Origin of the sequence: Citrobacter sp. RHBSTW-00570, assembly GCF_013739755.1 — a bacterium.
GTDB classification, from domain to species: domain Bacteria; phylum Pseudomonadota; class Gammaproteobacteria; order Enterobacterales; family Enterobacteriaceae; genus Citrobacter; species Citrobacter braakii.
Genome location: NZ_CP056399.1, coordinates 1349857 through 1373589, shown reverse-complemented (window position 1 = coordinate 1373589; position 23733 = coordinate 1349857). Strand labels below are relative to the sequence as shown.

Here is a 23733-nt window from a genome sequence, read left to right as displayed (position 1 = left end):
ATGCTAAAACGTCTATCATCCCCGTTTCTTCTGCTTTTACTGATTTTGGCAGGCTGTCAGGCACCTCAGGGAAAATTTACCCCGGAGCAAATTGCAGCCATGAAATCGTACGGATTTACCGAAGCTTCCGGAGACTGGTCTCTTGGTCTGTCTGACAACATCCTGTTTGACAAAAACGACTATAAGCTCCGCCCTGAAAGTGAAAAGCAGATCCAGGAAATGGCATCCAAACTGGCAGCTACCGGGTTAAACCATGCGCGTATGGATGGTCATACCGATAACTACGGCGAAGACAGCTACAACGAAGCGCTGTCGCTCAAACGCGCGAATGTGGTCGCCGATGCCTGGGCACAGGGCGCCAATATTCCCCGCTCTAACCTGACAACTCAGGGACTCGGGAAAAAATACCCGATTGCCAGTAATCAGACGTCAAAAGGTCGTGCTGAAAACCGCCGGGTTGCAGTCGTGATCGCTACGCCGTAAAAGTCCTCAACTGGCTGCGCGCCGCGCAGCCATCCAATTGCAATAAAACAAAAGAGTAAGGTCGGAATAAAAAAAGGGCCAGCCTTTCGGCCAGCCCTTTTCTAACAGGATGTCGCTTGCGCGAATCTTAGTTAAGACGCTCTTTGATACGAGCAGACTTACCAGTGCGCTCACGCAGGTAGTACAGTTTAGCTTTACGAACAGCACCACGACGTTTAACAGCAATGCTGTCAACTACCGGAGAGTGAGTCTGGAAGACACGCTCAACGCCTTCGCCGTTGGAAATTTTACGAACAGTGAATGCAGAGTGCAGACCGCGGTTACGAATAGCGATAACCACGCCCTCGAATGCCTGCAGACGTTTTTTGGAACCTTCAACAACCCATACTTTCACTTCCACGGTATCACCCGGACGGAAGGAAGGTACGTCCTGCTTCATCTGCTCTTGTTCAAGTTGCTTAATAATGTTGCTCATAATTTAATCTCTTATCCTGGGTAAACTGATATTTGGGGGTCTCAGACCAGCCCATCATGTTTATGCTGCTGTTGTGCGTGTTCCGTTTTGAACTCCGCCAGCAACCTTGCTTGCTCTTCAGTCAGAGCCAGGTTTTCCAGAAGTTCAGGTCTTCTAAGCCAGGTCCGGCCCAGCGACTGTTTTAAACGCCAGCGACGTATCTCAGCGTGGTTCCCCGACAGTAACACCGCCGGTACTTCCATCTGTTCTAACACTTCAGGTCGGGTATAGTGCGGGCAATCCAGCAACCCGTCAGCAAACGAATCTTCGATTGCCGAAGCTTCATGACCCAGAACTCCCGGAATAAACCGAGAAACGGAGTCGATCAGCGTCATTGCCGGTAACTCACCACCGCTGAGAACGTAATCGCCGATTGACCATTCTTCGTCAATTTCGGTTTGAATCACGCGCTCATCTATTCCTTCATAGCGACCACACACCAGAATCAGCTTTTGATTCGTGGCCAGTTCGCTAACGCCCGCTTGATCAAGCTTGCGTCCCTGAGGTGACAGATAAATCACCTTTGCGCCTTCACCAGCCGCAGCTTTTGCTGCATGAATGGCGTCCCGTAAAGGTTGCACCATCATTAACATCCCCGGTCCGCCGCCGTAAGGACGATCGTCCACGGTACGGTGCCGGTCATGAGTAAAGTCACGAGGACTCCAGCTCTGGATGTTCAGCAGGCCATTTTTTACTGCCCGGCCAGTTACCCCGTAATCGGTAATTGCGCGGAACATTTCTGGAAACAGGCTAACGATACCTATAAACACAAGCCAATCCCCATAACGCCGACTTTTACCGTTTATCCGGTGGTTTAAAAACCAGGATCCCAATCTACTTCGATAGTGCGAGTAGCGAGATCGACTTTTTTGATAACCTGCCCATCGAGGAACGGTACAAGACGTTCCTTGATACCAAACGCATCTTTCAGGTTTGCCTTAATGACAATGACGTCATTCGAACCGGTTTCCATCATATCGACGACTTTACCGAGATCGTAACCTTCAGTGGTCACTACCTGGCAGCCCATAAGGTCTTTCCAGTAGTAGGAACCATCTTCCAGCGCTGGCAACTGCGAGGAATCCACGACAATTTCGCAATTAGTCAGTAGATTCGCCGAATCACGATCGTCAACGCCTTTCAGCTTGATGATCAGATCCTGATTGTGGTGCTTCCAGCTTTCCAGCTGTACTTGCTGCCACTGACCCGCCTTCTGGATAAACCAGGGCTGATAGTCAAAAATGCTTTCGGCGTCTTCAGTGGAAGAAAACACTCTGAGCCAACCACGGATACCGTAAGAAGACCCCATTTTCCCCAAAACGATGGGTTCCACAGGAGCCTGCGCGGCGAGTTGCTTGCTCATCATGACCACCGTGACAGATTAAGCTGCTTTGTTTGCTGCTTTGATCAGCGTAGCTACGCGATCAGAAATAGTCGCGCCCTGGCCAACCCAGTGAGCGATGCGATCCAGATCCAGGCGAGTGCCTTCTTCTTTTTCGCTAGCGATTGGGTTAAAGAAGCCAACGCGCTCGATGAAGCGACCGTTGCGTGCATTACGGCTGTCGGTAACAACAACCTGGTAGAACGGACGCTTTTTAGCGCCGTGACGAGCTAAACGAATAGTAACCATAACATCCTCTTGTGTGAATAAAACACCCAGGCCCCATCGAGGAACGGAGCCCGGGTGTCATATTAAAAGCCCGAAAATTTTACTGATTTCTGGGAAAAAAGCAATCAACATGTGATGAGGCTTTATACCAGGGCATTACCATTGCAGCCAGTTTGGCGTCGGCGTGCGCGCAGAAAGCGGAACGTACATGCAGTACGTGAGCATTTCGAGCCCACCCCGGCGTCAAAAAGGCAAATTAGGTAGCCCGAAATATTTATCTACCAGGGAAGCCTGGCGGCATCATACCCTTCATGCCACGCATCATCTTCGCCATACCGCCTTTCTTCATTTTCTTCATCATGCGCTGCATGTCGTCGAACTGTTTCAGAAGGCGGTTTACGTCCTGTACCTGCATACCGCAGCCGGCAGCAATACGGCGTTTACGGGAACCTTTGATGATTTCCGGCTTAGCGCGTTCTTTCATCGTCATCGAGTTGATGATGGCTTCCATACGCACCAGCACTTTATCGTCCATCTGCGATTTCACGTTGTCTGGGATCTGCCCCATGCCCGGCAGCTTGCCCATCAGGCTTGCCATGCCGCCCATGTTTTTCATCTGGTTGAGCTGCTCAAGGAAATCGTTGAGATCGAAGCCGTCGCCTTTTTTCAGCTTGCTGGCTAATTTCTCTGCCTGCGCGCGGTCAACCTTGCTTTCGATATCTTCGATCAGCGACAGCACGTCACCCATGCCGAGAATACGCGAAGCAATACGATCCGGGTGGAACGGCTCCAGCGCTTCGGTTTTCTCGCCGACGCCGAGGAATTTAATCGGCTTGCCGGTGATATGACGAATAGAGAGCGCCGCACCACCACGAGCATCACCATCAACTTTGGTCAGCACGACACCGGTTAACGGCAGCGCTTCGTTGAAGGCTTTTGCGGTATTCGCGGCATCCTGACCGGTCATGGCGTCGACCACAAACAGCGTTTCAACCGGCTTAATAGAAGCGTGGACCTGTTTGATTTCGTCCATCATCGCTTCATCAACGTGCAGGCGACCGGCGGTATCCACCAGCAGCACGTCGTAGAATTTGAGTTTGGCTTCTTTCAGCGCGGCGTTAACGATATCGACCGGCTTCTGGCCGACATCCGACGGGAAGAAGTCCACACCGACCTGCTCGGCCAGCGTTTCCAGCTGTTTTATCGCCGCCGGGCGATAAACGTCCGCGGAGACCACCAGCACTTTCTTCTTGTGCTTCTCACGCAGGAATTTCCCCAGCTTACCGACACTGGTCGTTTTACCCGCCCCCTGCAGACCAGCCATCAGCACAACGGCTGGCGGCTGTGCAGCCAGATTCAGGGTCTGGTTTTCTTCGCCCATTGCCGCAACCAGTTCGTTACGGACAATCTTGACGAACTCCTGACCCGGCGTCAGGCTTTTGTTAACTTCATGACCAACCGCTTTCTCTTTTACGCGATTGATAAACTCACGCACTACCGGCAGCGCTACGTCAGCCTCCAGCAGCGCCATGCGCACTTCGCGCAGCGTCTCTTTAACGTTGTCTTCAGTAAGGCGTCCACGGCCACTGATATTGCGCAGCGTGCGCGACAAACGATCGGTTAAATTATCAAACATTGTCTCTCGCCTGGGGTGGAAACGGTCGGTCGCGACAGCGACACATCAACAGAAATTTGTCGCAGTATAACATGAAGCCGCCTTTGTTGTTATGCAACGGTTGGAGCAGCGGTCACGTAACGCTATACTGCTTTTCTTTATCACTGGCCAACTGTCGACACCTATATGCCCGTTTTTGCTCTGCTCGCCCTTGTCGCCTACTCAGTCAGCCTTGCGCTGATTATTCCCGCTCTGCTGCAAAAAAACAGCGGCTGGCGGCGTATGGCTATTCTCTCTGCGGTCGTCGCGCTGGTAAGTCATGCTATCGCCCTGGAAGCGCGAATTCTGCCCGGCGGTGAAAGCGGACAAAACCTGAGTCTGTTGAACGTCGGCTCACTGGTTAGCCTGATGATCTGTACGGTAATGACTATCGTCGCTTCCCGCAATCGTGGCTGGCTATTGCTGCCCATTGTCTACGCCTTTGCGCTAATCAACCTGGCCTTCGCCACGTTTATGCCGAACGAGTTCATCACCCATCTCGAAGCTACACCGGGCATGATGATTCACATCGGGCTATCGCTATTCGCTTACGCCACGCTGATTATCGCCGCACTCTATGCGCTGCAACTGGCATGGATCGACTACCAGTTGAAAAACAAAAAACTGGCCTTCAGCAATGAGATGCCGCCGCTAATGAGTATTGAGCGGAAAATGTTTCATATCACCCAAATTGGCGTGGTTCTGCTGACGCTCACCTTGTGCACTGGCCTGTTTTACATGCATAACCTGTTCAGTACCGAGAACATTGATAAAGCCGTTCTCTCTATCGTGGCATGGTTTGTCTATATCGTTCTGTTGTGGGGGCATTACCATGAAGGCTGGCGCGGACGTCGCGTCGTATGGTTTAACGTCGCAGGCGCAGGCATTCTAACGCTGGCCTATTTCGGCAGTCGTATCCTGCAGCAGTTCGTGAGTTAAATCTTTAAGGAACCCTACGTGGAACACATCTCCACCACCACGCTCATTATCACGCTTCTCATCATGGTGGTCATTTCCGCCTATTTTTCCGGTTCTGAAACCGGAATGATGACCCTGAATCGCTATCGTCTACGTCATCGGGCCAAGCAGGGGAATCGTCAGGCAAAACGCGTTGAAAAGCTACTTCGTAAGCCGGACCGCCTGATAAGCCTGGTGCTCATCGGTAATAATCTGGTGAATATTCTGGCCTCCGCGCTCGGCACCATTGTCGGTATGCGCCTGTATGGCGATGCGGGTGTCGCTATTGCCACTGGGGTACTGACGTTTGTCGTGCTGGTTTTTGCCGAAGTACTGCCCAAGACTATTGCCGCGCTGTATCCAGAAAAAGTCGCCTATCCGAGCAGTGTACTGCTGGCTCCACTGCAGATTCTGATGATGCCGTTGGTGTGGCTACTCAACACCATCACGCGGCTACTTATGCGCATGATGGGCATCAAAACGGATATCGTGGTGAGCGGTTCGCTGAGTAAAGATGAACTGCGAACGCTGGTGAATGAATCGCGCTCGCAAATTTCACGCCGTAACCAGGATATGCTGCTGTCAGTGCTGGATCTGGAAAAAGTCAGCGTCGATGACATTATGATCCCGCGTAACGAAATCATCGGCATTGATATTAACGATGACTGGAAGTCAATCGTGCGTCAGCTTTCGCACTCTCCACACGGCCGTATTGTGCTGTACCGCGACTCGCTGGACGACGCCATCAGTATGCTGCGCGTACGTGAAGCCTGGCGATTGATGGCAGAGAAAAAAGAGTTCACCAAAGAGACTATGTTACGTGCCGCCGACGAAATTTATTACGTCCCGGAAGGTACGCCTCTCAGCACCCAGCTCATTAAGTTTCAGCGAAACAAGAAGAAAGTGGGTCTGGTTGTCAATGAATATGGCGATATTCAGGGGCTGGTCACGGTCGAAGATATTCTGGAAGAGATTGTCGGCGACTTCACCACTTCAATGTCACCCACGCTTGCCGAAGAGGTAACGCCGCAGAATGATGGCTCGGTGATCATTGACGGCAGCGCCAACGTTCGTGAAATCAATAAGGCGTTTAACTGGCACCTGCCGGAAGATGACGCACGTACCGTGAATGGTATTATTCTTGAAGCGCTGGAAGAGATCCCGGTTGCCGGCACGCGTGTGCGCATTGGACAGTACGATATCGATATTCTCGACGTGCAGGACAATATGATTAAACAGGTGCAGGTATTGCCGGTCAAACCGCTACGGGAAAGCGTGTCGGACCAGTGAGAGTAATTCAGGCCGGGTAGCGCGTGAGCATTACCCGGCCTGAAGGCTGATTAGCCTTTGGCTTTCGCCACAGAGACCATCGCGGCGCGGATGGTACGTCCGTTCAGGGTATAGCCTTTTTGCATTACCATCAGCACATTACCGGCAGCAACGTCGTCGGACTCTACCATTGCAATTGCCTGGTGCACGTTCGGGTCCATCGGCACATCGATATCCGCAACCACCTGTACACCAAACTTCGCCACGACATCCAGCATTGACTTACGGGTCAGCTCAATACCTTCAACCATCGCCGCCATAGCGTCATTATCTTTGTCCGCCACTTCCAGCGCGCGGTCCAGGCTATCCAGCACCGGCAGCAGTTCGTTGACGAATTTTTCCAGAGCAAACTTATGCGCTTTTTCTACGTCCAGTTCGGTACGACGACGCAGGTTTTCCATTTCCGCTTTGATACGCAACACGCTGTCGCGCTCGCGAGTTTCGGCCTCAGCAAGCTGAGCTTCCAGATTCGCAATTTTTTCATCGCGCGGATCCACCTGCTCAGCAGAAGCGTCTGATTCAACCGCCTCAACTTCTTCGTGCTGATCCATGATAATTTCTTCCGGGGCTTGCCCCTCAGGCGTTTTCTGTTCTTTACTACTCATGAATTTCTCCGCGTTTTTTTCGCATTCATCTCGCTAACTTGGCTTATTATGGGGATCAGATTCAGGGATTCAAGGGAAGTACTCACATTGTCACTAATCTTCGTTACAAGGACCTCGAGAAAATGAACAAACATTTCAAGTGTATTGGCATTGTGGGGCATCCACGTCACCCCACTGCACTGACCACACATGAAATGCTCTACCGTTGGCTGTGCACCAAAGGTTATGAGGTTATCGTTGAGCAACAAATCGCCCACGAACTGCAACTGAAAAATGTGAAAACCGGCACGCTCGCAGAAATTGGCCAACAGGCAGACCTCGCCGTGGTAGTCGGCGGCGACGGCAATATGCTGGGCGCCGCACGCACCCTGGCACGTTATGACATCAAGGTTATTGGCATTAACCGCGGCAACCTCGGTTTTTTGACCGACCTTGACCCAGACAATGCCCAGCAACAGTTAGCTGACGTGCTTGAAGGCCACTACATCAGCGAAAAGCGCTTTTTACTCGAAGCTCAGGTGTGTCAACAGGATTGCCAGAAGCGCATTAGCACTGCCATCAATGAAGTTGTGCTGCACCCCGGGAAAGTGGCGCACATGATTGAATTTGAAGTCTATATCGATGAAATTTTTGCCTTCTCCCAACGTTCAGATGGGCTGATTATCTCGACGCCGACCGGCTCTACCGCCTACTCGCTCTCTGCCGGAGGCCCAATTCTGACGCCTTCTCTGGATGCCATTACGCTGGTACCCATGTTTCCGCATACGCTTTCCGCGCGACCGCTGGTGATCAACAGTAGCAGCACCATTCGCCTGCGCTTTTCCCATCGCCGTAACGATCTGGAGATCAGCTGTGACAGCCAAATCGCCCTACCTATACAGGAAGGTGAAGACGTATTGATTCGCCGCTGTGATTATCATCTGAACCTGATACATCCAAAAGATTACAGCTATTTCAACACATTAAGCACTAAGCTTGGTTGGTCAAAAAAATTATTCTAATTTAACGCCAACCTCTTTACTGTATAAAAAACCAGTTTATACTGTATGAAATTACAGTTATGGTTTTTCATACAGGAAAACAGCTATGTTGGCACAACTGACCATCAGCAATTTTGCTATCGTTCGTGAACTTGAGATCGATTTCCAGAACGGAATGACCGTTATCACCGGTGAGACCGGTGCGGGTAAGTCCATTGCCATTGATGCTCTCGGTTTGTGTCTGGGCGGACGCGCAGACGCAGACATGGTGCGTGCAGGCGCCATGCGAGCCGACCTCTGCGCCCGTTTTGCCTTAAAAGATACCCCCGCAGCCCTGCGCTGGCTGGAAGAGAACCAGCTTGAGGAAGGCCGTGAGTGTTTGCTGCGTCGCGTTATCAGCAGCGATGGCCGCTCCCGTGGGTTTATTAACGGAACCGCCGTTCCGTTATCGCAGTTGCGCGAGCTGGGTCAGTTACTTATTCAAATCCATGGCCAGCATGCGCATCAGCTCCTGACAAAATCAGAACACCAAAAATCCCTGCTTGATGGTTACGCCAATGAAGCGTCTCTGACCCAGGAAATGGCTGCGCGCTACCAACTATGGCACCAAAGTTGCCGTGACCTGGCGCATCATCAGCAACAAAGCCTGGAACGCGCAGCCCGGGCGGAATTGTTGCAATACCAGTTAAAGGAACTGAACGAATTCAATCCCCAGCCGGGTGAGTTTGAGCAAATCGATGAAGAGTACAAGCGCCTGGCTAACAGTGGGCAATTGCTCACCACCAGCCAACAGGCGCTGGCTATCCTGGCTGATGGTGAAGACATCAATCTGCAAAGCCAACTGTACACCGCAAAACACCTGGTCACTGAACTGGCAGGCATGGACGGCAAACTTTCAGGTATTCTGGATATGCTGGAAGAGGCCACCATCCAGCTCAGCGAAGCCAGCGACGAGCTGCGCCACTATTGCGATCGTCTGGATTTAGACCCTAACCGCTTGTTCGAACTCGAACAGCGTATCTCCAGGCAAATCTCGTTGGCGCGTAAGCATCATGTTGCCCCTGAAGTGCTGCCACAGTTCTATCAGTCGCTGCTGGATGAACAACAGCAACTGGACGATCAGGCCGACTCGCTCGAAACCTTAACCCTGGCGGTGAACAATCACCACCAGCAGGCGCTGGAAACGGCAAAAATGCTGCACCAACAGCGTCAGCATTATGCGCAGGAACTGGGACAACTTATTACAGAGAGCATGCATGCTCTCTCGATGCCGCACGGTGTCTTTTGCATTGATGTGAAATTTGAGGAGCACCATCTGAGCGCAGACGGTGCCGATCGCGTGGAGTTTAAAGTAACCACTAACCCAGGTCAGCTGTTACAGCCAATTGCGAAAGTCGCTTCCGGCGGGGAACTGTCACGTATTGCGCTGGCTATTCAGGTCATTACAGCACGTAAGATGGAAACGCCTGCGCTAATTTTCGATGAGGTGGATGTTGGTATCAGCGGCCCGACGGCTGCGGTAGTGGGTAAAATGTTGCGACAGTTGGGCGAGTCAACGCAGGTAATGTGTGTTACTCACCTGCCGCAGGTTGCGGGCTGTGGTCATCAACATTTCTATGTCAGCAAAGAAACAGATGGCGCGATGACGGAAACACACATGCAGCCGCTTGATAAACGCGCGCGCCTGCAGGAATTAGCCCGTCTACTTGGCGGTAGCGAAGTGACGCGCAATACCCTCGCAAATGCAAAAGAACTGCTGGCGGCATAAACTTTTTTACCTTGTGAAGGTCTGAGTTCAACATAAAATCGCCGACCGACCCGACAGCAAAAGGTTTTAAAGTGGTGAAAGGTCTATTATCATCGGCATATTACATATGAGCCGCGTACTGCTCGGGCCCGAAAAGGAATCAAATCACTATGCGCTGTAAAACGCTGACTGCTGCTGCAGCAGTACTACTGATGTTGACTGCAGGCTGTTCCACTCTGGAGCGAGTGGTTTACCGCCCTGACATCAACCAGGGAAATTATCTGACACCTACCGATGTCGCTAAAGTGCGCACGGGTATGACGCAACAGCAGGTTGCTTATGCTCTGGGTACACCAATGATGTCCGATCCTTTTGGCACTAATACCTGGTTTTATGTGTTCCGTCAGCAACCTGGACATGAAGGCGTAACCCAGCAAACGCTGACGCTGACCTTTAACAGCAGCGGCGTATTGACCAACATTGATAACAAACCCGCTTTGACCGATAACAAGTAGGTTTGAGAGATCAAAAAAAGGTGCTCAATGAGCACCTTTTTTATTGTCTGTTACTTTTTAGCGGATTTCTCTGCTCGCTGTCTGCGCAGCTCTTTTGGGTCAGCAATCAGTGGCCGGTAAATTTCCACCCGATCGCCGTCATGCAGAACATCAGCAAGCTTTACCGGACGGCTGTAGATACCCACTTTATTTTTACTGAGATCGATATCGGTACGTAATTCCAGCAGCCCGGAAGCGCGGATAGCCTCTTCCACCGTTGCGCCCTGCTGCAGCGTTACGCGCTGTAAATACTGTTTCTCGGGTAGCGCGTACGCCACTTCAACGACAATTTTAGCCGACGCTGACACTGTAAACCTCTTTCGCGCGAACCGTGAAGGCCTGCACCATATTTGAAGCCAGTTCTTTAAAGATACGGCCAAACGCCAGCTCGATTAACTTATTGGTGAACTCAAAATCGAGGTGAAATTCAATACGACACGCTTCATGACTCAGTGGCGTAAACTTCCAGCCGCCAATCAGCTTCTTGAACGGCCCATCGACCAGATGCATCAGAATGCTCTGATTACTGGTCAGTTGATTGCGCGTGGTGAACGTTTTACTGATCCCTGCTTTCGAGACATCCACAGCGGCCGTCATTTGTCCCGGAGTCGACTCCAGTACGCGGCTACCGGTGCAACCCGGCAAAAACTGAGGATAGGACTTAACGTCATTCACTAGCTGATACATCTGTTCCGCACTGTAGGGTACTAAAGCGGTCCGGCTAATCTGAGGCATAACAATTCCCATCAATATCAATCACACAAATAATACCATTTATCACCCGCTAAAAAAAACGCTATAGCCTAACTCGTGCTAAGATAGCGCCTTGCGCCCCGCTGGATGAAATGGGGTGTTTTTCGATTCCAGATTACCTATACTGAGCGGCATTATGACGAAGAAAAAAGCACACAAACCTGGCTCAGCCACAATCGCGCTAAACAAGCGCGCACGACACGAATACTTTATTGAAGAAGAGTTCGAAGCAGGACTCGCCCTGCAAGGTTGGGAAGTCAAATCCCTGCGCGCGGGTAAAGCCAACATCGGCGACAGCTATGTCATACTCAAAGACGGCGAAGCGTTCCTGTTTGGCGCCAACTTCACGCCGATGGCGGTGGCCTCAACACACGTGGTATGCGACCCCACCCGAACCCGTAAACTGTTGTTAAACCAGCGTGAACTCGACTCCCTGTATGGTCGTATGAATCGTGATGGTTATACCGTCGTTGCGCTTTCGTTGTACTGGAAGAATGCCTGGTGCAAAGTGAAAATTGGCGTTGCGAAAGGTAAGAAACAGCACGACAAGCGCTCTGATGTGAAAGAACGCGAATGGCAGTTAGATAAAGCGCGTATCATGAAAAATGCTGGCCGCTAAATGCTACTCCCCTGTGACCAGTCTCTCCTCCTGAGACTGGTTCTTATTTTTTAGTTATCGAAACCCACACAATACATTCACCGAGTTTATAGTTTATTTATGCTGAATCGTTCAGATATGAAATAAACCCCCTGTCATTACCGTTGCGGTCTATAGTCCAATAATATAAAAGTTCAAGACCATAGCATTCATATTTCCATTTATTTAATAACACTATTATTACTATTGTTTATTATATTGACATTCATTTCAATAAAAACAAAATCATTTAAATACAATTAGTTGCCATGAAAACAACCGTTAAAAGCAAACTGGAAAGTATCCTTTTCAAATGACTAATTACTTTTTTAATATGGATAAGTTGCAGAATACTTTCTTTCTGACTATATCATCTAATACGAAAGAACTATTCAGCCGAAAGGGCCCAGACGTATTTAATCAATAAACTAACATCTATGTGACCTAATCAATGAAACTACATGTGTAAATTCATCTTTATGATGAATGGAGCCCCTGTCTGCTCATTTTCCCAACGCGCTGTTGCGGATTAATACTCCCGGCATGCCATCAGGAGTGAACATATGCGTCTACTCGCCGTTGTATCAAAATTAACTGGCGTTTCCACAAATGTTGAAGCCTCTGAAGTTACGCTCAGTTCACCTTCTATCGTGAAACTGTCTGTGTCGCGTGAGGAGGTGAGTCAACTCACGCGCGTTAATCAGGATCTGGTTGTCACACTCCGCTCAGGTGAAACCATCACCATTAAAAATTTCTACCTCGGAAAAGGCGAAGCGCAAAACCAACTTGTTCTGGAGGACAGTAATGGCGCACTGTGGTGGGTTCAGGATACTGACGGAGCATTCCATTTCCAGCACCTGGACGATCTCACACCGCTGATGACGGCCGAAGGCAGTCATGAAGGCGGCGCCGTCTGGCCGTGGGTTCTTGGCGGGATCGCTGTCGCTGGCGGGATTGGCCTCGCTGCGGGTGGTGGCGGCGGCGGTGGGAGTGATAATAACGCTGGAAACGGTAACGCTGGAAACGGTAATGCCGGGAACGGCAATGGTAGCGGCGGCAATGGCAACGGCGGCAACGGTAACGGTAACGGTAACGGTAACGGTAACGGTAACGGTAATGGCGACGGTGATGGCGACGGTGACGGTGATGGCGGCACACCGCCAACGACAACTCCTAACAGGCCAGACGTCCCCGTTATCACCAGCATAATCGATAACCAGGACCTGATTACTGGCCCTGTCAATCAGCAGGAATCCACCAACGATAATACGCCGACACTCCAGGGCACCGGCCCCGCGAATGCCACATTACATATTTTTGATAACGGCGTCGAAATAGGCCAGGTCACAATCGATGCCAACGGCAACTGGTCGTTTACGCCATCCTCTCCTCTGGCAGACGGCACACACCAGTTTACCGTCAGCGCTTCAAACGGTGCTGGCAGCAGCGGCATGTCGGACAGTTGGGAAATTATTGTCGATTCGCTTGCCCCCGACGCCCCCGTGGTCACTCAGGAAACCGACAATGTCGGTTCCATTACCGGCTTTATCGCCAATAACGGCGTAACCGACGATGCTACGCCGACGCTCACTGGTACAGGCGAAGTAGGTAGTTTCATCAGCATTTCTGATAACGGCATTCTGATCGGCATGGTCCGGGTGGATGACAATGGGAACTGGACATTTACACCAGACATTCCGCTCAGCGATGGTGTTCACAATCTGACGCTGACGCAAACTGACGCCGCGGGTAACGTAAGCGCGGAAACGCGCGTGCCGACATTCACCGTTGATACCACCCCGCCTGCAGCCGCAGTCATTTCCTCCGTTAATCCGGAAGGTACAACGGTAACCGGTAGCGCTGAGGCGGGAAGCCTGGTCATTATCATCGGCAGTAATAATCAGGTTTTGGGTTCAACAACGGTCGGTCAAACCGGCAATTTCGTCATCGCGATTTCGCCCTCACAGACGCACGGTGAAGCGCTGATCGCGAAAATTCAGGACCAGGCAGGCAACATCGGGCCAGATACCTCTTTCAATGCCACCAACTCTGGCTACCCGGGCGTGCCTGTTATCGTCAGCATAATGGATGATTTTGCCCCATCAACCGGACCATTGAGCAATAATCAGGCCACCAACGATAATACCCCCACGCTCTCTGGCACTGCCGACGCCAACAGCACGGTTAACATTTATAACAATGGGGTGTTTGTCATAAGCGTGCTAGCTGATGCCAGCGGCAACTGGACCTGGACCTCCAACACCAATTTGCAGGACGGCTTATACGCCTTCACCGCCACCGCGACAAACCAGTCAGGTACAGGAGGCATGTCACCAGCGTTCAATATCAGCATCGACACCCAGCCACCGTCGCCACCTGATGATCTCAACGTATCTGCGGATGGGACTGTCGTCACCGGAACGACCGAACCAGGCAATACCGTGGTTATCACCGGCAGTGGCGGAACTCAGATCGGCAGCGGCGTCGCCGGAACAGACGGCTCATTTACCATCACCATTAACCCACCACAGACCAATGGCGAAACCATTGAAGCCATCGCAACCGATCCGGCAGGAAACCCAAGCCTGCCAGAAACGGCGCTTGCACCAGACATTACCGCGCCACAGCCCCCAACAAACCTGCTAGTTAATGGCACTGGCGACCAGGTCACCGGCAAAGCCGAACCCAACAGTACGGTCAATATTCTGGATCCAGATGGCAATATCATTGGTACGGCAACTGCCGATACGGATGGGGATTTCACCGCAACGCTGGTTCCGCCGCAAACCAACGGCGAGACCCTTACGGCAAATGCGACCGACACCGCAGGCAACAAGGGCGACAACGCCTCTGTCACCGCACCGGACACCACGGCACCTGATGCGCCAACCGGCGTCACCGTCGCCGGAGACGGCGGTTCTGTAAGCGGACATGCTGAAGCGGGAAGCACCGTCACCGTTAAAGACAGCAACGGTAACCCGATTGGCATAGGCCAGGCTGACAGCGGCGGCAATTTCACCGTGTCTATAGCGCCGTCGCAAAAGAACGGCGAAACGGTAAAAGTCACCGCAACGGACAGCAGCAATAACGAGAGTCAGCCTACCTCCGCGTTGGCTCCGGATATCACTGCACCAAACCAGCCAGTTATTATTGCCGTTACTGATGATGTTGACGATTTCACTGGCCCCATCAATAACAATGGGTTAACCAACGACGATAAACCGAAAATTGAAGGCATCGCCGAAGCAGGTTCGCGGGTCAAAATTTATGATAATGGCACCCTGCTTGCGACCGTTAACGCTGATAACAACGGTAAATGGAACTATACGCCCACCGCAGCACTAAGCCAGGGCGCGCACGTATTTACGGTGACGGCAACAGACGCTGCCAACAACACCAGCAGCGCCGCCAGTTGGAAAATTATTGTCGATAGCATCGCCCCAACCGTTCCAGTAATAACGTTGGTTAACGATGATGTTGGCAGCATTACGGGCAACGTTGCAAATAACGGTTGGGTCACCAACGATAACACGCCAACCCTCTCGGGTACCGGTGAACCAGGTTCACTGGTGAGCCTGTACGATGGCAGTCTGTTGATGACGGTTATTCTTGTCGACAGTTCAGGCACCTGGAGCTATACCGTTCCGGGAAATCAGGTGCTCAGCGATCGCACTCATCAGTTTACGGTATCGGCAACCGATGCCGCCGGTAATGTCATCACCTCACCCACTGTGGTCAGCGTTACCGTAGATACTCAACCGCCAGGCGATCCTGTCATTTTGGCTGCCACCGACGACGTTGGGAATGCGCCGATCGATCTGCCTTCCGGAAGCCGTTCAAACGATACCTTACCAGAGCTGAAAGGAACCGGAATAGCCGGTTCTACAATCACCCTCTATGAGGGTTCCACGCCAATTGGCAGCACAACGGTTTTACCCGCCGGCACCTGGAGTATTCAACTCAGCCAACCGCTCAGTGAAGGCGCACACAATTTATCCGCTATCGCCACGGACGCTGCAGGCAACGCCAGCAATGCAGGGAACTTTACGCTGACGATTGATACCACCCCACCAGTTGCCCCGGTTATCAGCTCTGCAGAAGGTCTGATTGGGACAAATCTACAAACGCTGAGTAACGGCAGCAGTACCAAGAGCTCGAATCCCGAACTCTCCGGAACCGGCGAGCCCGGCGCGAAGATTACGATTTATGATAATGGCGGTTCTATTGGCACCGTCACCGTACAGCCAGACGGCACCTGGACATTTACCCCAACCTCACTCGCCGACGGGCCGCATAAATTTACCGCCACGGCGACTGACGTTGCAGGCAACACGGGGATCCCGTCGGCAAGCTTTACTCTGACAGTAGACAATACGCCTCCCGCACAACCAGCCGCGCCAATCATTACCGACGATGTGGCTCCGGTAACGGGAGTGGTCACTAATGGCAACACCAATGACACCACGCCAACCTTTAGCGGCACGGGGAACGTCGGGGATCTGATTACCCTCTATCTTGCCGGTACTCCCCCATTGCAGGGAACAACAACAGTAGGTGCAGACGGTACCTGGAGCTTCACTCCGTCAGCACCGGTTGCTCCTGGTAGTTATCAGGTAATTCTCACCGCAACCGATCCAGCAGGCAACGTCAGCCTGCCATCTAACGCCATAACACTGAACATCGACACGACGTCGTCTGCACCTCCGGTGATTATCGCCGCCAACGATAATGTCGGTGACGCCACGGGCGACCTTGCGCCAGATGCCGTGACTGATGACACCACGCCAACCATTCGCGGTACTGGCACAGACGGGGATACCATCACCCTGTATAACGGGGGGACGGTAATCGGTACTACAACTGTGGCTGGTGGAACCTGGAGTATTACGCCAGGGACTGCGCTGGCGAACGGAAGCTACACGTTAAGCTCCACCGCAACCGATCCGGCAGGTAACATCAGCAACAATTCAAACAGCATTTCGTTTACGGTTAACAACACGAAGCTGACGTTGCCGCAGGTAACGGATATCCAGGATAACGTTGGAATCTTTACCGGTTCGCTAACCAGTGGCAGCGTCACGGACGATACCTCCCCGACCCTCAGCGGGACCGGCACACCGGGCAGTACAGTGTTAATTTTCGATGGCAATAATCCCGTCGCAATTGCTACGGCTACCGTTGCTGCTAACGGCACCTGGAGTGTGGATGTTCCCCTCACGCCGAACGTCACTCACACACTGACGTTCGGCGCAGTGGATGCCGCAGGTAACTCACTGGCTGCAGATAACCCGCTGACGTTGATTGTCGATACGCTGCCGCCTGCAACGCCTACGGTTACCAGCGTAGACCCTAACGGGACGCTGGTAAGCGGTACGGCCGACGCCGGCAGCACCGTGATTATTCGCAGCGGTAACACCATTCTCGGCCAGGGGGTGGCAGACGGTTCTGGTAACTTCTCTGTCACCATTTCGCCAGCGCAAACAACCGGTCAGGCGCTCAACGCCATCGCTCAGGATACCGCCGGAAATCAAAGTGATCCGACAACGTTTAACGCCGCTACCTCCAGCGTTCCGCATCCACCGACTCTTGAGATCGTTGATGACATCGCGCCCATCATGGGGGTGATTGGCAACGGTAAAACCACCAACGACACCTTACCGCTGCTGCAAGGGACCGCAACTGCAGGGGCATCGGTGACTATCTATCAAAATGGCGCATCCATCGCCACGGTAACCGCCGATGCCGTGTCTGGCGCATGGAGTTATCAGCTACCCACTGCGCTGACTAACGGCATTACCTATAACTTCACGGTTTCACAAACGGTGGACGGTACCCCAAGTGGTCTGTCGCCCAACTACGCAATCACCATCGACACCACGCCCCCGCAGGTGCCAACTATCACCAGCATTATTGACGATATTGCCCCCGGCACCGGATCGTTGGATAAAGGGCAAATTACCAACGATTCACGCCCAACGTTTAACGGAACCGGCGAAGCGGGGGCAACCATCACCCTTTACGATAATGGCATCGCTTATGCCACTACCACGGTAAACAGCAACGGATTCTGGAGTTTTACCCCTACCGCTCCGCTGGGTGAAGGCGACCATATCTTTACCGCTCGCGCAACAGATGCTGCAGGCAACCAGGGAGATCCATCCGGTGATTACCAGATAATTGTCGATACCCTGGTGCCGAATGCCCCCTCTATTGTTACAGTCACGGACAACGTTGGTACAACCCAAATCCTGACCTCCGGGCAGTTGACCAACGATAATACCCCAACGCTTGCTGGCGTTACCGAGGCGGATTCGATTGTTACTATCCGCGATAACGGGGCGGTCATCGGCACAACCATCAGCGATGAAAACGGCAACTGGAGCTTTACGCCTGCGCCTGCTCTCGGTGAAGGCAGCCACTCGCTGACTGCCACCGTCACAGATGCCGCGGGCAATATCAGCCCGGCAACGCCGCCGTTTGTGGTTGTCGTCGACACGCTGCCGCCAGCGGCACCGACCATTACCTCCGTAATTGACGATCAGCCTGGCAATACAACGCTGACCAACGGACAACTGACGAACGATGCGCAGCCTACGCTGAACGGCAAAGGCGAGATCGGCGCCATCATCACGATCCGTGATAACGGCGTCGCCATCGGTACAGCGCAGGTGGACGAGTCAGGCAACTGGCGCTTCACACCGGATGCACCGCTGGGACAGGGACAACATATATTCACCACCGTTGCCACCGATCAGGCAGGTAACTCCGGCGGAGTATCATCATCGTTTACTATTGAGCTGGACTCAGTTGCCCCGTCAATCCCGGTCATCAGCTCAGTTCAGGACAGCACCGCACCGACAACAGGCCCGATAACCAACGGGCAGACCACGAATGAATCCCGTCCGGCCCTGAGCGGCACCGGTGAAATTGGCGCGACCATTACCGTCCTGAGCGATGGTCAGCCCATCGGCACCACCACCGTTGGGGCAAACGGCACCTGGAGCTTAACCCCAACGGATGCACTCAGTAACGGTCCGCATACGCTGACCGTCACCGCCACCGACAGCGCCGGTAATACCAGCCAGCCATCCAATGGCTTCGCGCTTATCGTGGATACCGTGTTGCCTGGTACGCCAGCGATTACTCAGGTTGCAGATGATGTCGGCCCGCTGATCGGTAATCTGAACAACGGTCAGGCCACGAACGATCCACTCCCGACGCTTAGCGGCACGGCTGAAGCCAATTCCACGGTAAGAGTTTACGATAACGGATCGTTTATCGGCTTTACCTCAGCGGATGGCACGGGCGCCTGGAGCTTCACGCCAGGAACCGAGCTCGGCAACGGTAACCACGCGCTGACGGTGACAGCCACCGACGCTGCCGGAAACGTCAGCCTCACGTCCGCTGGATTTAACATCGTTGTTGATACCGTCGCCCCGCTTGCGCCAACGATTATCCAGGCTTTTGATGACGTGCTACCGGGAACCGGAACGCTGTCGAGCGGGGCCTTTACCAACGACACCCGTCCCGTACTCAACGGCTCGGCGGAAGCCGGTGCCCGGGTAGCCATCTACGATAATGGCACACTGCTGGCAACGGTAACTGCGGCGATAGACGGCACCTGGGAATATCTGCCTGCCGCGCTGGGTAACGGTCAGCATGTGTTTACCGCTATCGCCACCGATGCCGCCGGAAACGTAAGTCCTACCTCCGGCGGGTTTATTATTAATGTCGACACCATTGCGCCATCCGCCCCGCTGCTGGTCTCAGTGGTGGATGATATCGCAGGCGGCGTGTTCAATGCGGCGCTCAACAACGGACAACTGACCAACGATGCGCGCCCGACGCTGAACGGTACCGCCGAGGCAGGCAGCACCGTCAGCATCTATGATGGAAGCACCCTGCTGGGTACGGCGCTGGTGCAAAGTAATAACAGTTGGTCGTTTACCCCAACTACGCCGCTGACGAATGGATCGCACACCTTCACCGTCACCGCGACTGATGCGGCGGGCAACACCAGCGGTGCGACGGCAGGCTTTAGCGTGGTGGTCGACACCACGGCGCCGACGCGGCCTTCAATCAGCAGCATTATTGACGACGTCGGGCCAAACACCGGGGCGATTGGCGCTAATCAGCCAACCAACGACGCACGCCCAACGTTAAACGGCACCACAGAAGCCAACGCGCGGGTCGATATTTACGATAACGGCAGCTTTGTCATCAGCGTGACAGCGGACGGCAGCGGCAACTGGAGTTACACCCCAACCACCGCGCTGGCACAAGGTACCCACTCCTTTACCATCACCGCAACGGACAGTGCGGGTAATACCAGTGGCATATCGTCTGCGGCAGCGATCGTGGTCGATACCGTCGCCCCGGGCATTCCTACAGGGCTGGCGGTAAACGCCAACGGTACCACGCTCACCGGCGTTGCCGAGCCAAACAGCACGGTCATTATTACCTCCAGCGGTGGAACGGTGCTCGGCACGGCAACCGCCAACGCCTCCGGAGATTTCACCTTCACGCTGAACCCACCGCAAATCAGTGGGCAAACGCTGCAGGTCAGCGCCCAGGATGCCGCAGGCAACATCGGCACGGCGGGTAACGTTCTGGCACCGTTTACTGGCGTACCGCCTGCGCCGGTTATTGCCACCGTTCTCGATGACGTCGGTACGATCACGGGGCCCGTCGCGGCGGGCAAAACCACCAATGATACGCTGCCAACGCTCAGCGGAACGGCGCAGGCTAACGCCATCGTCAACCTGTACAACAACGGCGTGCTAATGGGCACCACGACCGCAGACGGTAACGGGATCTGGAGCTTTACCCCATCCGGGGCGCTCAGCGAAGGTAACCACGCGTTTACCGCCACTGCAACAAACGCCAACGGCGCAAGCGGGTTGTCCAGTTCGTTCAGCGTGATTGTGGACACCACGCCACCGACCGCGCCAACGATACTGATCAGCGCCGATGGCGCCACCGTCAGCGGCGTCGCCGAAGCGGGAAGCACGGTCACTATCTCCTTGCCCGGCGGCACCAGCGTGACGGCAATCGCCAACAGCAGCGGTGTCTACAGCGTCAACCTGCCGGTTCGCCAAATTGAAGGCCAGTCGCTGTCCGCCACGGCGACCGATGCGGCGGGCAATACCTCATCGCCGACAAGCGCTATCGCACCGGTATTGCCACTGCTGGCTGAAGACAACGTCACCAGCCTGCCGCTGCAAACCGATGTTATCGTCAGCACCGATCATCAAAGCGATTATGGTTTCCTGCTGGTTAATGCGTTGGGGAATGTCGCCAACGTGCTGGGGAACGATACGGCAAGCGTTAATTTCAGCATCGCTTCTGGCGGCAGCGGGTCCATTACGATCAATGCCGCCGCGACCGGCGTGGTGCTGTCGCTGTTAAACACGCTTGAAGTCGTTATCCAGCGCTTTGACACCGGGCTGAATGCCTGGGTAACGGTGGTGGATACCGGGAAACCAGACTTCGCCAGCCTGCTCACACTGGGTGCCTCGGGCGTAACGCTCAATTACAGCGGGCTGACTGGTGGTGATTACCGCGTGGTCAGCTACAACACCAACCTGCTGGCGACCGGCGCATACACCAGCCTTGATGTCTCGGTGGTGAAAGCCAGCGCAGGGACCATCATCGGCGGTACCACGGAATCCGGGAACATCATTACGGATACCGATCCCGCCAACGGGCAGGATAATGCGCCTTCCGGCACGTTGGTCACCTCCATCACCGACGGTAACGGCAACGTCGTGAATATCCCGGCGGGCGGCATTGATGTGCAGGGGAAATACGGCATCCTGCATATCAATCAGAACGGTAGCTACACCTATACCCTGACCAATACGTCAATCTCGGTGTATGGGCGCTCCGAAAGCTTCACCTACACGCTGACGCATGGCAGCGATCACTCCTCGGCAAAACTGGTGGTAACGCTCGGTCAGGCTCCAACCACCAGCACGGTAACCGCGGCAGACGATGCAGCAGTGCTGACTTACGGAACGCAGGTCATCGCGGTTGACCACTTGCCATCACAACAAACCGGCTTCACGCTCGCCAGCGTAGGACTCGGCAATGTGCTGGACGTCAGTCTGGTCAACGGTCTGACTAACCCGATTAAGTTCAACGTTGACGATGGCGCAACCCGCACGTTGACCGTACAGGCGAATGTTCTCGGCGTGACGCTTGGCGGCTTCGATCTCTATGTTTATCGCTTCAACGAGTCAATTCAGCAGTATGAGCAGTACCGGGTACAGCCAAACTGGGTCACCGCCCTACTGGGCGGAAGTTCGTCAGCGTATACCATTACGCTACCAGGTGGCGATTATCTGTTCCTGCTTAACGCTTCCGGCGGCCTGACGCTGCTGACCAGCTATACCCTGAATATTCAGGCCGATCACACCTACGCCGTCGACAGCCTGAGTGCGACAACCAATGGCAATCTGCTGGTCAACGACTCGGCTCCGGCCAATACCGTTATCACCGAAGTAAACGGTATTGTCGTTAACGGGACGGGCACTACCACTATTAATGGGCAGTACGGCACGCTGACTATCGATGCGAAGGGGAACTACACCTACACGCTAAGAAGCGGACTGGGTGCAGACGGTATCAACACCCCGGACAGCTTCGTGTATAAGGTCAGAGCACCAAACGGCGATACCGGCAGCGCCTCGCTGAATATCAAACCAACGCCGCAGCCGCTGGACGCCGTAAATGACGTCAGCAGCACGATGGCGGTCACCACGCAGGCGGACACCTCCAGATTGTTTGCTGACAACAGCGTCGGGAACGCCAGTTGGAACGCCCAACTCCTTTCTCCCACCTCACAAAATGGCACTGGCGTCATTGAGGTCGCGACGGGAACGGCGGTGCAAAACGCCATACTGCATTTTAACGTTGCTTCAGGTCTGACGCTGGGCGGACTGACCGTCACCTGGGCGCTGTATGACAGCAACAACGTCAAGGTTGCCAGTAACTCATTCAACGGTGGATTGCTTATTGGCGGCAATATCGATATTGCCCTGGGGATCATGTTGCACCCAGGTAACTATCGACTCGACTACACCGGCAGCGTCGGGGCTTTAGGGCTGGGGAATATCACCATCACCCCTAGCGTGAAAGGCACGATAATCGACCTGCAGAACGTCGAAACGTCCGCGGCAAACAGCGTCGCCGGCAACATTTATGACGGGGACCATATTGCCAGCGTGCATACCTTGCTGACGGTGAACGGCACGGGCGGTAGCACCGCCACGCTGGATCCGCTGAGCAGCACGACCAGCGCCATCATTAACGGACTGTACGGCAAACTGACCATTGGCATTGATGGTCATTACACCTACGCCCTCAACAGCGATGTCTCACTTTCCACCATCCTCACCAAAGAGACATTTACTTACACCCTAAACGATCAGAATGGGCATACCGATACCGCTACGTTGACCATCAACATGAATCCGCAGGTTGTAAGCACCGTAGATGCCGATCGTTTTACCGGCAGTGTCTACGGCGATACGCTGATTTATCACCTGCTCAACGCCAACGATGCTACCGGTGGTAACGTTGGCAATGTTGGCGTTGGACCTACCGATACCTGGACCAACTTCTCGCTGGCCCAGGGTGACAAAATCGATATCGGCGACCTGCTGGTGGGCTGGAACGGGCAGAACGCTACGCTCGGCAACTACCTCACCGTGACCACCAGCGGTAACAACACGGTGATTGCCATCGACCGCGACGGTACCGGCAACACTTATCACTCAACCAATCTCATAACGCTGGAGAACGTCCACACCACGCTCGATGAGCTGGTGCAACAAAATCACATTGTGCCCTGAAGCTAACGCATAACGTTAAAGCGCCATAACTACAGCCCCGGATGCCATGACGTCCG

The 23733-nt window shown here is 53.6% G+C and carries 16 protein-coding genes; 8 read left to right on the top strand and 8 right to left on the bottom strand.

Going from position 1 to position 23733, the window contains the following annotated elements; genetic code table 11:
• Entirely contained in the window at nucleotides 1-483 is a 483-nt protein-coding gene (locus HV237_RS06490; RefSeq protein WP_047358988.1) for an OmpA family protein, read from the top strand.
• A gap of 127 nt (nucleotides 484-610) precedes the next feature.
• Here HV237_RS06490 and rplS read toward each other — a convergent pair whose 3' ends face one another.
• From rplS to ffh, 5 genes are all read right to left on the bottom strand, one after another.
• Nucleotides 611-958, bottom strand: a complete 348-nt coding sequence (gene rplS / locus HV237_RS06485; RefSeq protein WP_002914145.1) for a 50S ribosomal protein L19 — start codon at nucleotides 956-958, stop codon at nucleotides 611-613.
• A gap of 41 nt (nucleotides 959-999) precedes the next feature.
• Nucleotides 1000-1767 carry a tRNA (guanosine(37)-N1)-methyltransferase TrmD gene (gene trmD, locus HV237_RS06480; RefSeq protein WP_016157187.1) on the bottom strand — a complete coding sequence of 256 codons (768 nt, stop codon included), beginning with the start codon at nucleotides 1765-1767 and terminating at the stop codon, nucleotides 1000-1002.
• A 44-nt stretch (nucleotides 1768-1811) separates the two neighbouring features.
• Complete coding sequence (gene rimM / locus HV237_RS06475; protein WP_003031230.1) at nucleotides 1812-2360, bottom strand: ribosome maturation factor RimM; 549 nt, start codon at nucleotides 2358-2360, stop codon at nucleotides 1812-1814.
• 18 nt (nucleotides 2361-2378) lie between these two features.
• On the bottom strand, nucleotides 2379-2627 hold the full coding sequence (rpsP, locus tag HV237_RS06470) for a 30S ribosomal protein S16 (RefSeq protein WP_003031228.1): 249 nt from the start codon (nucleotides 2625-2627) through the stop codon (nucleotides 2379-2381).
• Between the two features lie 253 nt (nucleotides 2628-2880).
• Entirely contained in the window at nucleotides 2881-4242 is a 1362-nt protein-coding gene (ffh, locus tag HV237_RS06465) for a signal recognition particle protein (protein ID WP_003031226.1), read from the bottom strand.
• A 165-nt stretch (nucleotides 4243-4407) separates the two neighbouring features.
• Between ffh and HV237_RS06460 the strand changes: the two genes are divergently transcribed.
• Together HV237_RS06460 and HV237_RS06455 are read left to right on the top strand one after the other, a co-directional pair.
• Entirely contained in the window at nucleotides 4408-5199 is a 792-nt protein-coding gene (locus tag HV237_RS06460) for an inner membrane protein YpjD (RefSeq protein WP_003031224.1), read from the top strand.
• Nucleotides 5200-5217: 18 nt separating this feature from the next.
• Nucleotides 5218-6507, top strand: coding sequence for an HlyC/CorC family transporter (locus HV237_RS06455; protein WP_008785520.1), 1290 nt, complete (start codon nucleotides 5218-5220; stop codon nucleotides 6505-6507).
• 50 nt (nucleotides 6508-6557) lie between these two features.
• Here the strand turns inward: HV237_RS06455 and grpE are convergent, their stop codons facing one another.
• Complete coding sequence (gene grpE, locus HV237_RS06450) at nucleotides 6558-7151, bottom strand: nucleotide exchange factor GrpE (RefSeq protein WP_003031221.1); 594 nt, start codon at nucleotides 7149-7151, stop codon at nucleotides 6558-6560.
• A gap of 122 nt (nucleotides 7152-7273) precedes the next feature.
• Here grpE and nadK point away from each other — a divergent pair, with 122 nt between their 5' ends.
• The 3 genes from nadK to bamE all read left to right on the top strand — a co-directional run bounded on the left by nadK (nucleotide 7274) and on the right by bamE (nucleotide 10393).
• Nucleotides 7274-8152 carry an NAD(+) kinase gene (gene nadK, locus HV237_RS06445; protein WP_016154073.1) on the top strand — a complete coding sequence of 293 codons (879 nt, stop codon included), beginning with the start codon at nucleotides 7274-7276 and terminating at the stop codon, nucleotides 8150-8152.
• Between the two features lie 85 nt (nucleotides 8153-8237).
• Entirely contained in the window at nucleotides 8238-9899 is a 1662-nt protein-coding gene (gene recN, locus HV237_RS06440; protein ID WP_047358989.1) for a DNA repair protein RecN, read from the top strand.
• Between the two features lie 149 nt (nucleotides 9900-10048).
• Nucleotides 10049-10393, top strand: coding sequence for an outer membrane protein assembly factor BamE (bamE, locus tag HV237_RS06435; RefSeq protein ID WP_003826401.1), 345 nt, complete (start codon nucleotides 10049-10051; stop codon nucleotides 10391-10393).
• Nucleotides 10394-10443: 50 nt separating this feature from the next.
• Here bamE and HV237_RS06430 read toward each other — a convergent pair whose 3' ends face one another.
• The gene (locus tag HV237_RS06430) at nucleotides 10444-10740 is read right to left on the bottom strand and encodes an RnfH family protein (RefSeq protein WP_003839823.1); all 297 of its coding nucleotides are present in this window, start codon (nucleotides 10738-10740) and stop codon (nucleotides 10444-10446) included.
• Nucleotides 10724-11167 (bottom strand): type II toxin-antitoxin system toxin RatA, encoded by a 444-nt coding sequence (gene ratA, locus HV237_RS06425; protein ID WP_003031213.1) that lies wholly within the window; start codon nucleotides 11165-11167, stop codon nucleotides 10724-10726. The genes HV237_RS06430 and ratA overlap by 17 nt, the downstream gene beginning before the upstream one ends.
• Nucleotides 11168-11321: 154 nt before the next feature.
• Here ratA and smpB point away from each other — a divergent pair, with 154 nt between their 5' ends.
• A complete protein-coding gene (gene smpB, locus HV237_RS06420; protein ID WP_003031211.1) occupies nucleotides 11322-11804 on the top strand; it encodes an SsrA-binding protein SmpB in 483 nt (160 codons plus the stop codon).
• A 581-nt stretch (nucleotides 11805-12385) separates the two neighbouring features.
• Complete coding sequence (locus tag HV237_RS06415) at nucleotides 12386-23677, top strand: BapA/Bap/LapF family large adhesin (protein WP_181541758.1); 11292 nt, start codon at nucleotides 12386-12388, stop codon at nucleotides 23675-23677.
• The last annotated feature ends 56 nt before the right edge of the window (nucleotides 23678-23733 follow it).

Coding starts and splice junctions, on each gene's coding strand:
- nadK (WP_016154073.1), top strand. CDS start 7,274: ATGAACAAACATTTCAAGTGTATTGGCATTGTGGGGCATCCACGTCAC.
- bamE (WP_003826401.1), top strand. CDS start 10,049: ATGCGCTGTAAAACGCTGACTGCTGCTGCAGCAGTACTACTGATGTTG.
- rpsP (WP_003031228.1), bottom strand. CDS start 2,627: ATGGTTACTATTCGTTTAGCTCGTCACGGCGCTAAAAAGCGTCCGTTC.
- HV237_RS06415 (WP_181541758.1), top strand. CDS start 12,386: ATGCGTCTACTCGCCGTTGTATCAAAATTAACTGGCGTTTCCACAAAT.
- smpB (WP_003031211.1), top strand. CDS start 11,322: ATGACGAAGAAAAAAGCACACAAACCTGGCTCAGCCACAATCGCGCTA.
- ratA (WP_003031213.1), bottom strand. CDS start 11,167: ATGCCTCAGATTAGCCGGACCGCTTTAGTACCCTACAGTGCGGAACAG.
- HV237_RS06490 (WP_047358988.1), top strand. CDS start 1: ATGCTAAAACGTCTATCATCCCCGTTTCTTCTGCTTTTACTGATTTTG.
- grpE (WP_003031221.1), bottom strand. CDS start 7,151: ATGAGTAGTAAAGAACAGAAAACGCCTGAGGGGCAAGCCCCGGAAGAA.
- HV237_RS06460 (WP_003031224.1), top strand. CDS start 4,408: ATGCCCGTTTTTGCTCTGCTCGCCCTTGTCGCCTACTCAGTCAGCCTT.
- rplS (WP_002914145.1), bottom strand. CDS start 958: ATGAGCAACATTATTAAGCAACTTGAACAAGAGCAGATGAAGCAGGAC.
- recN (WP_047358989.1), top strand. CDS start 8,238: ATGTTGGCACAACTGACCATCAGCAATTTTGCTATCGTTCGTGAACTT.
- ffh (WP_003031226.1), bottom strand. CDS start 4,242: ATGTTTGATAATTTAACCGATCGTTTGTCGCGCACGCTGCGCAATATC.
- rimM (WP_003031230.1), bottom strand. CDS start 2,360: ATGAGCAAGCAACTCGCCGCGCAGGCTCCTGTGGAACCCATCGTTTTG.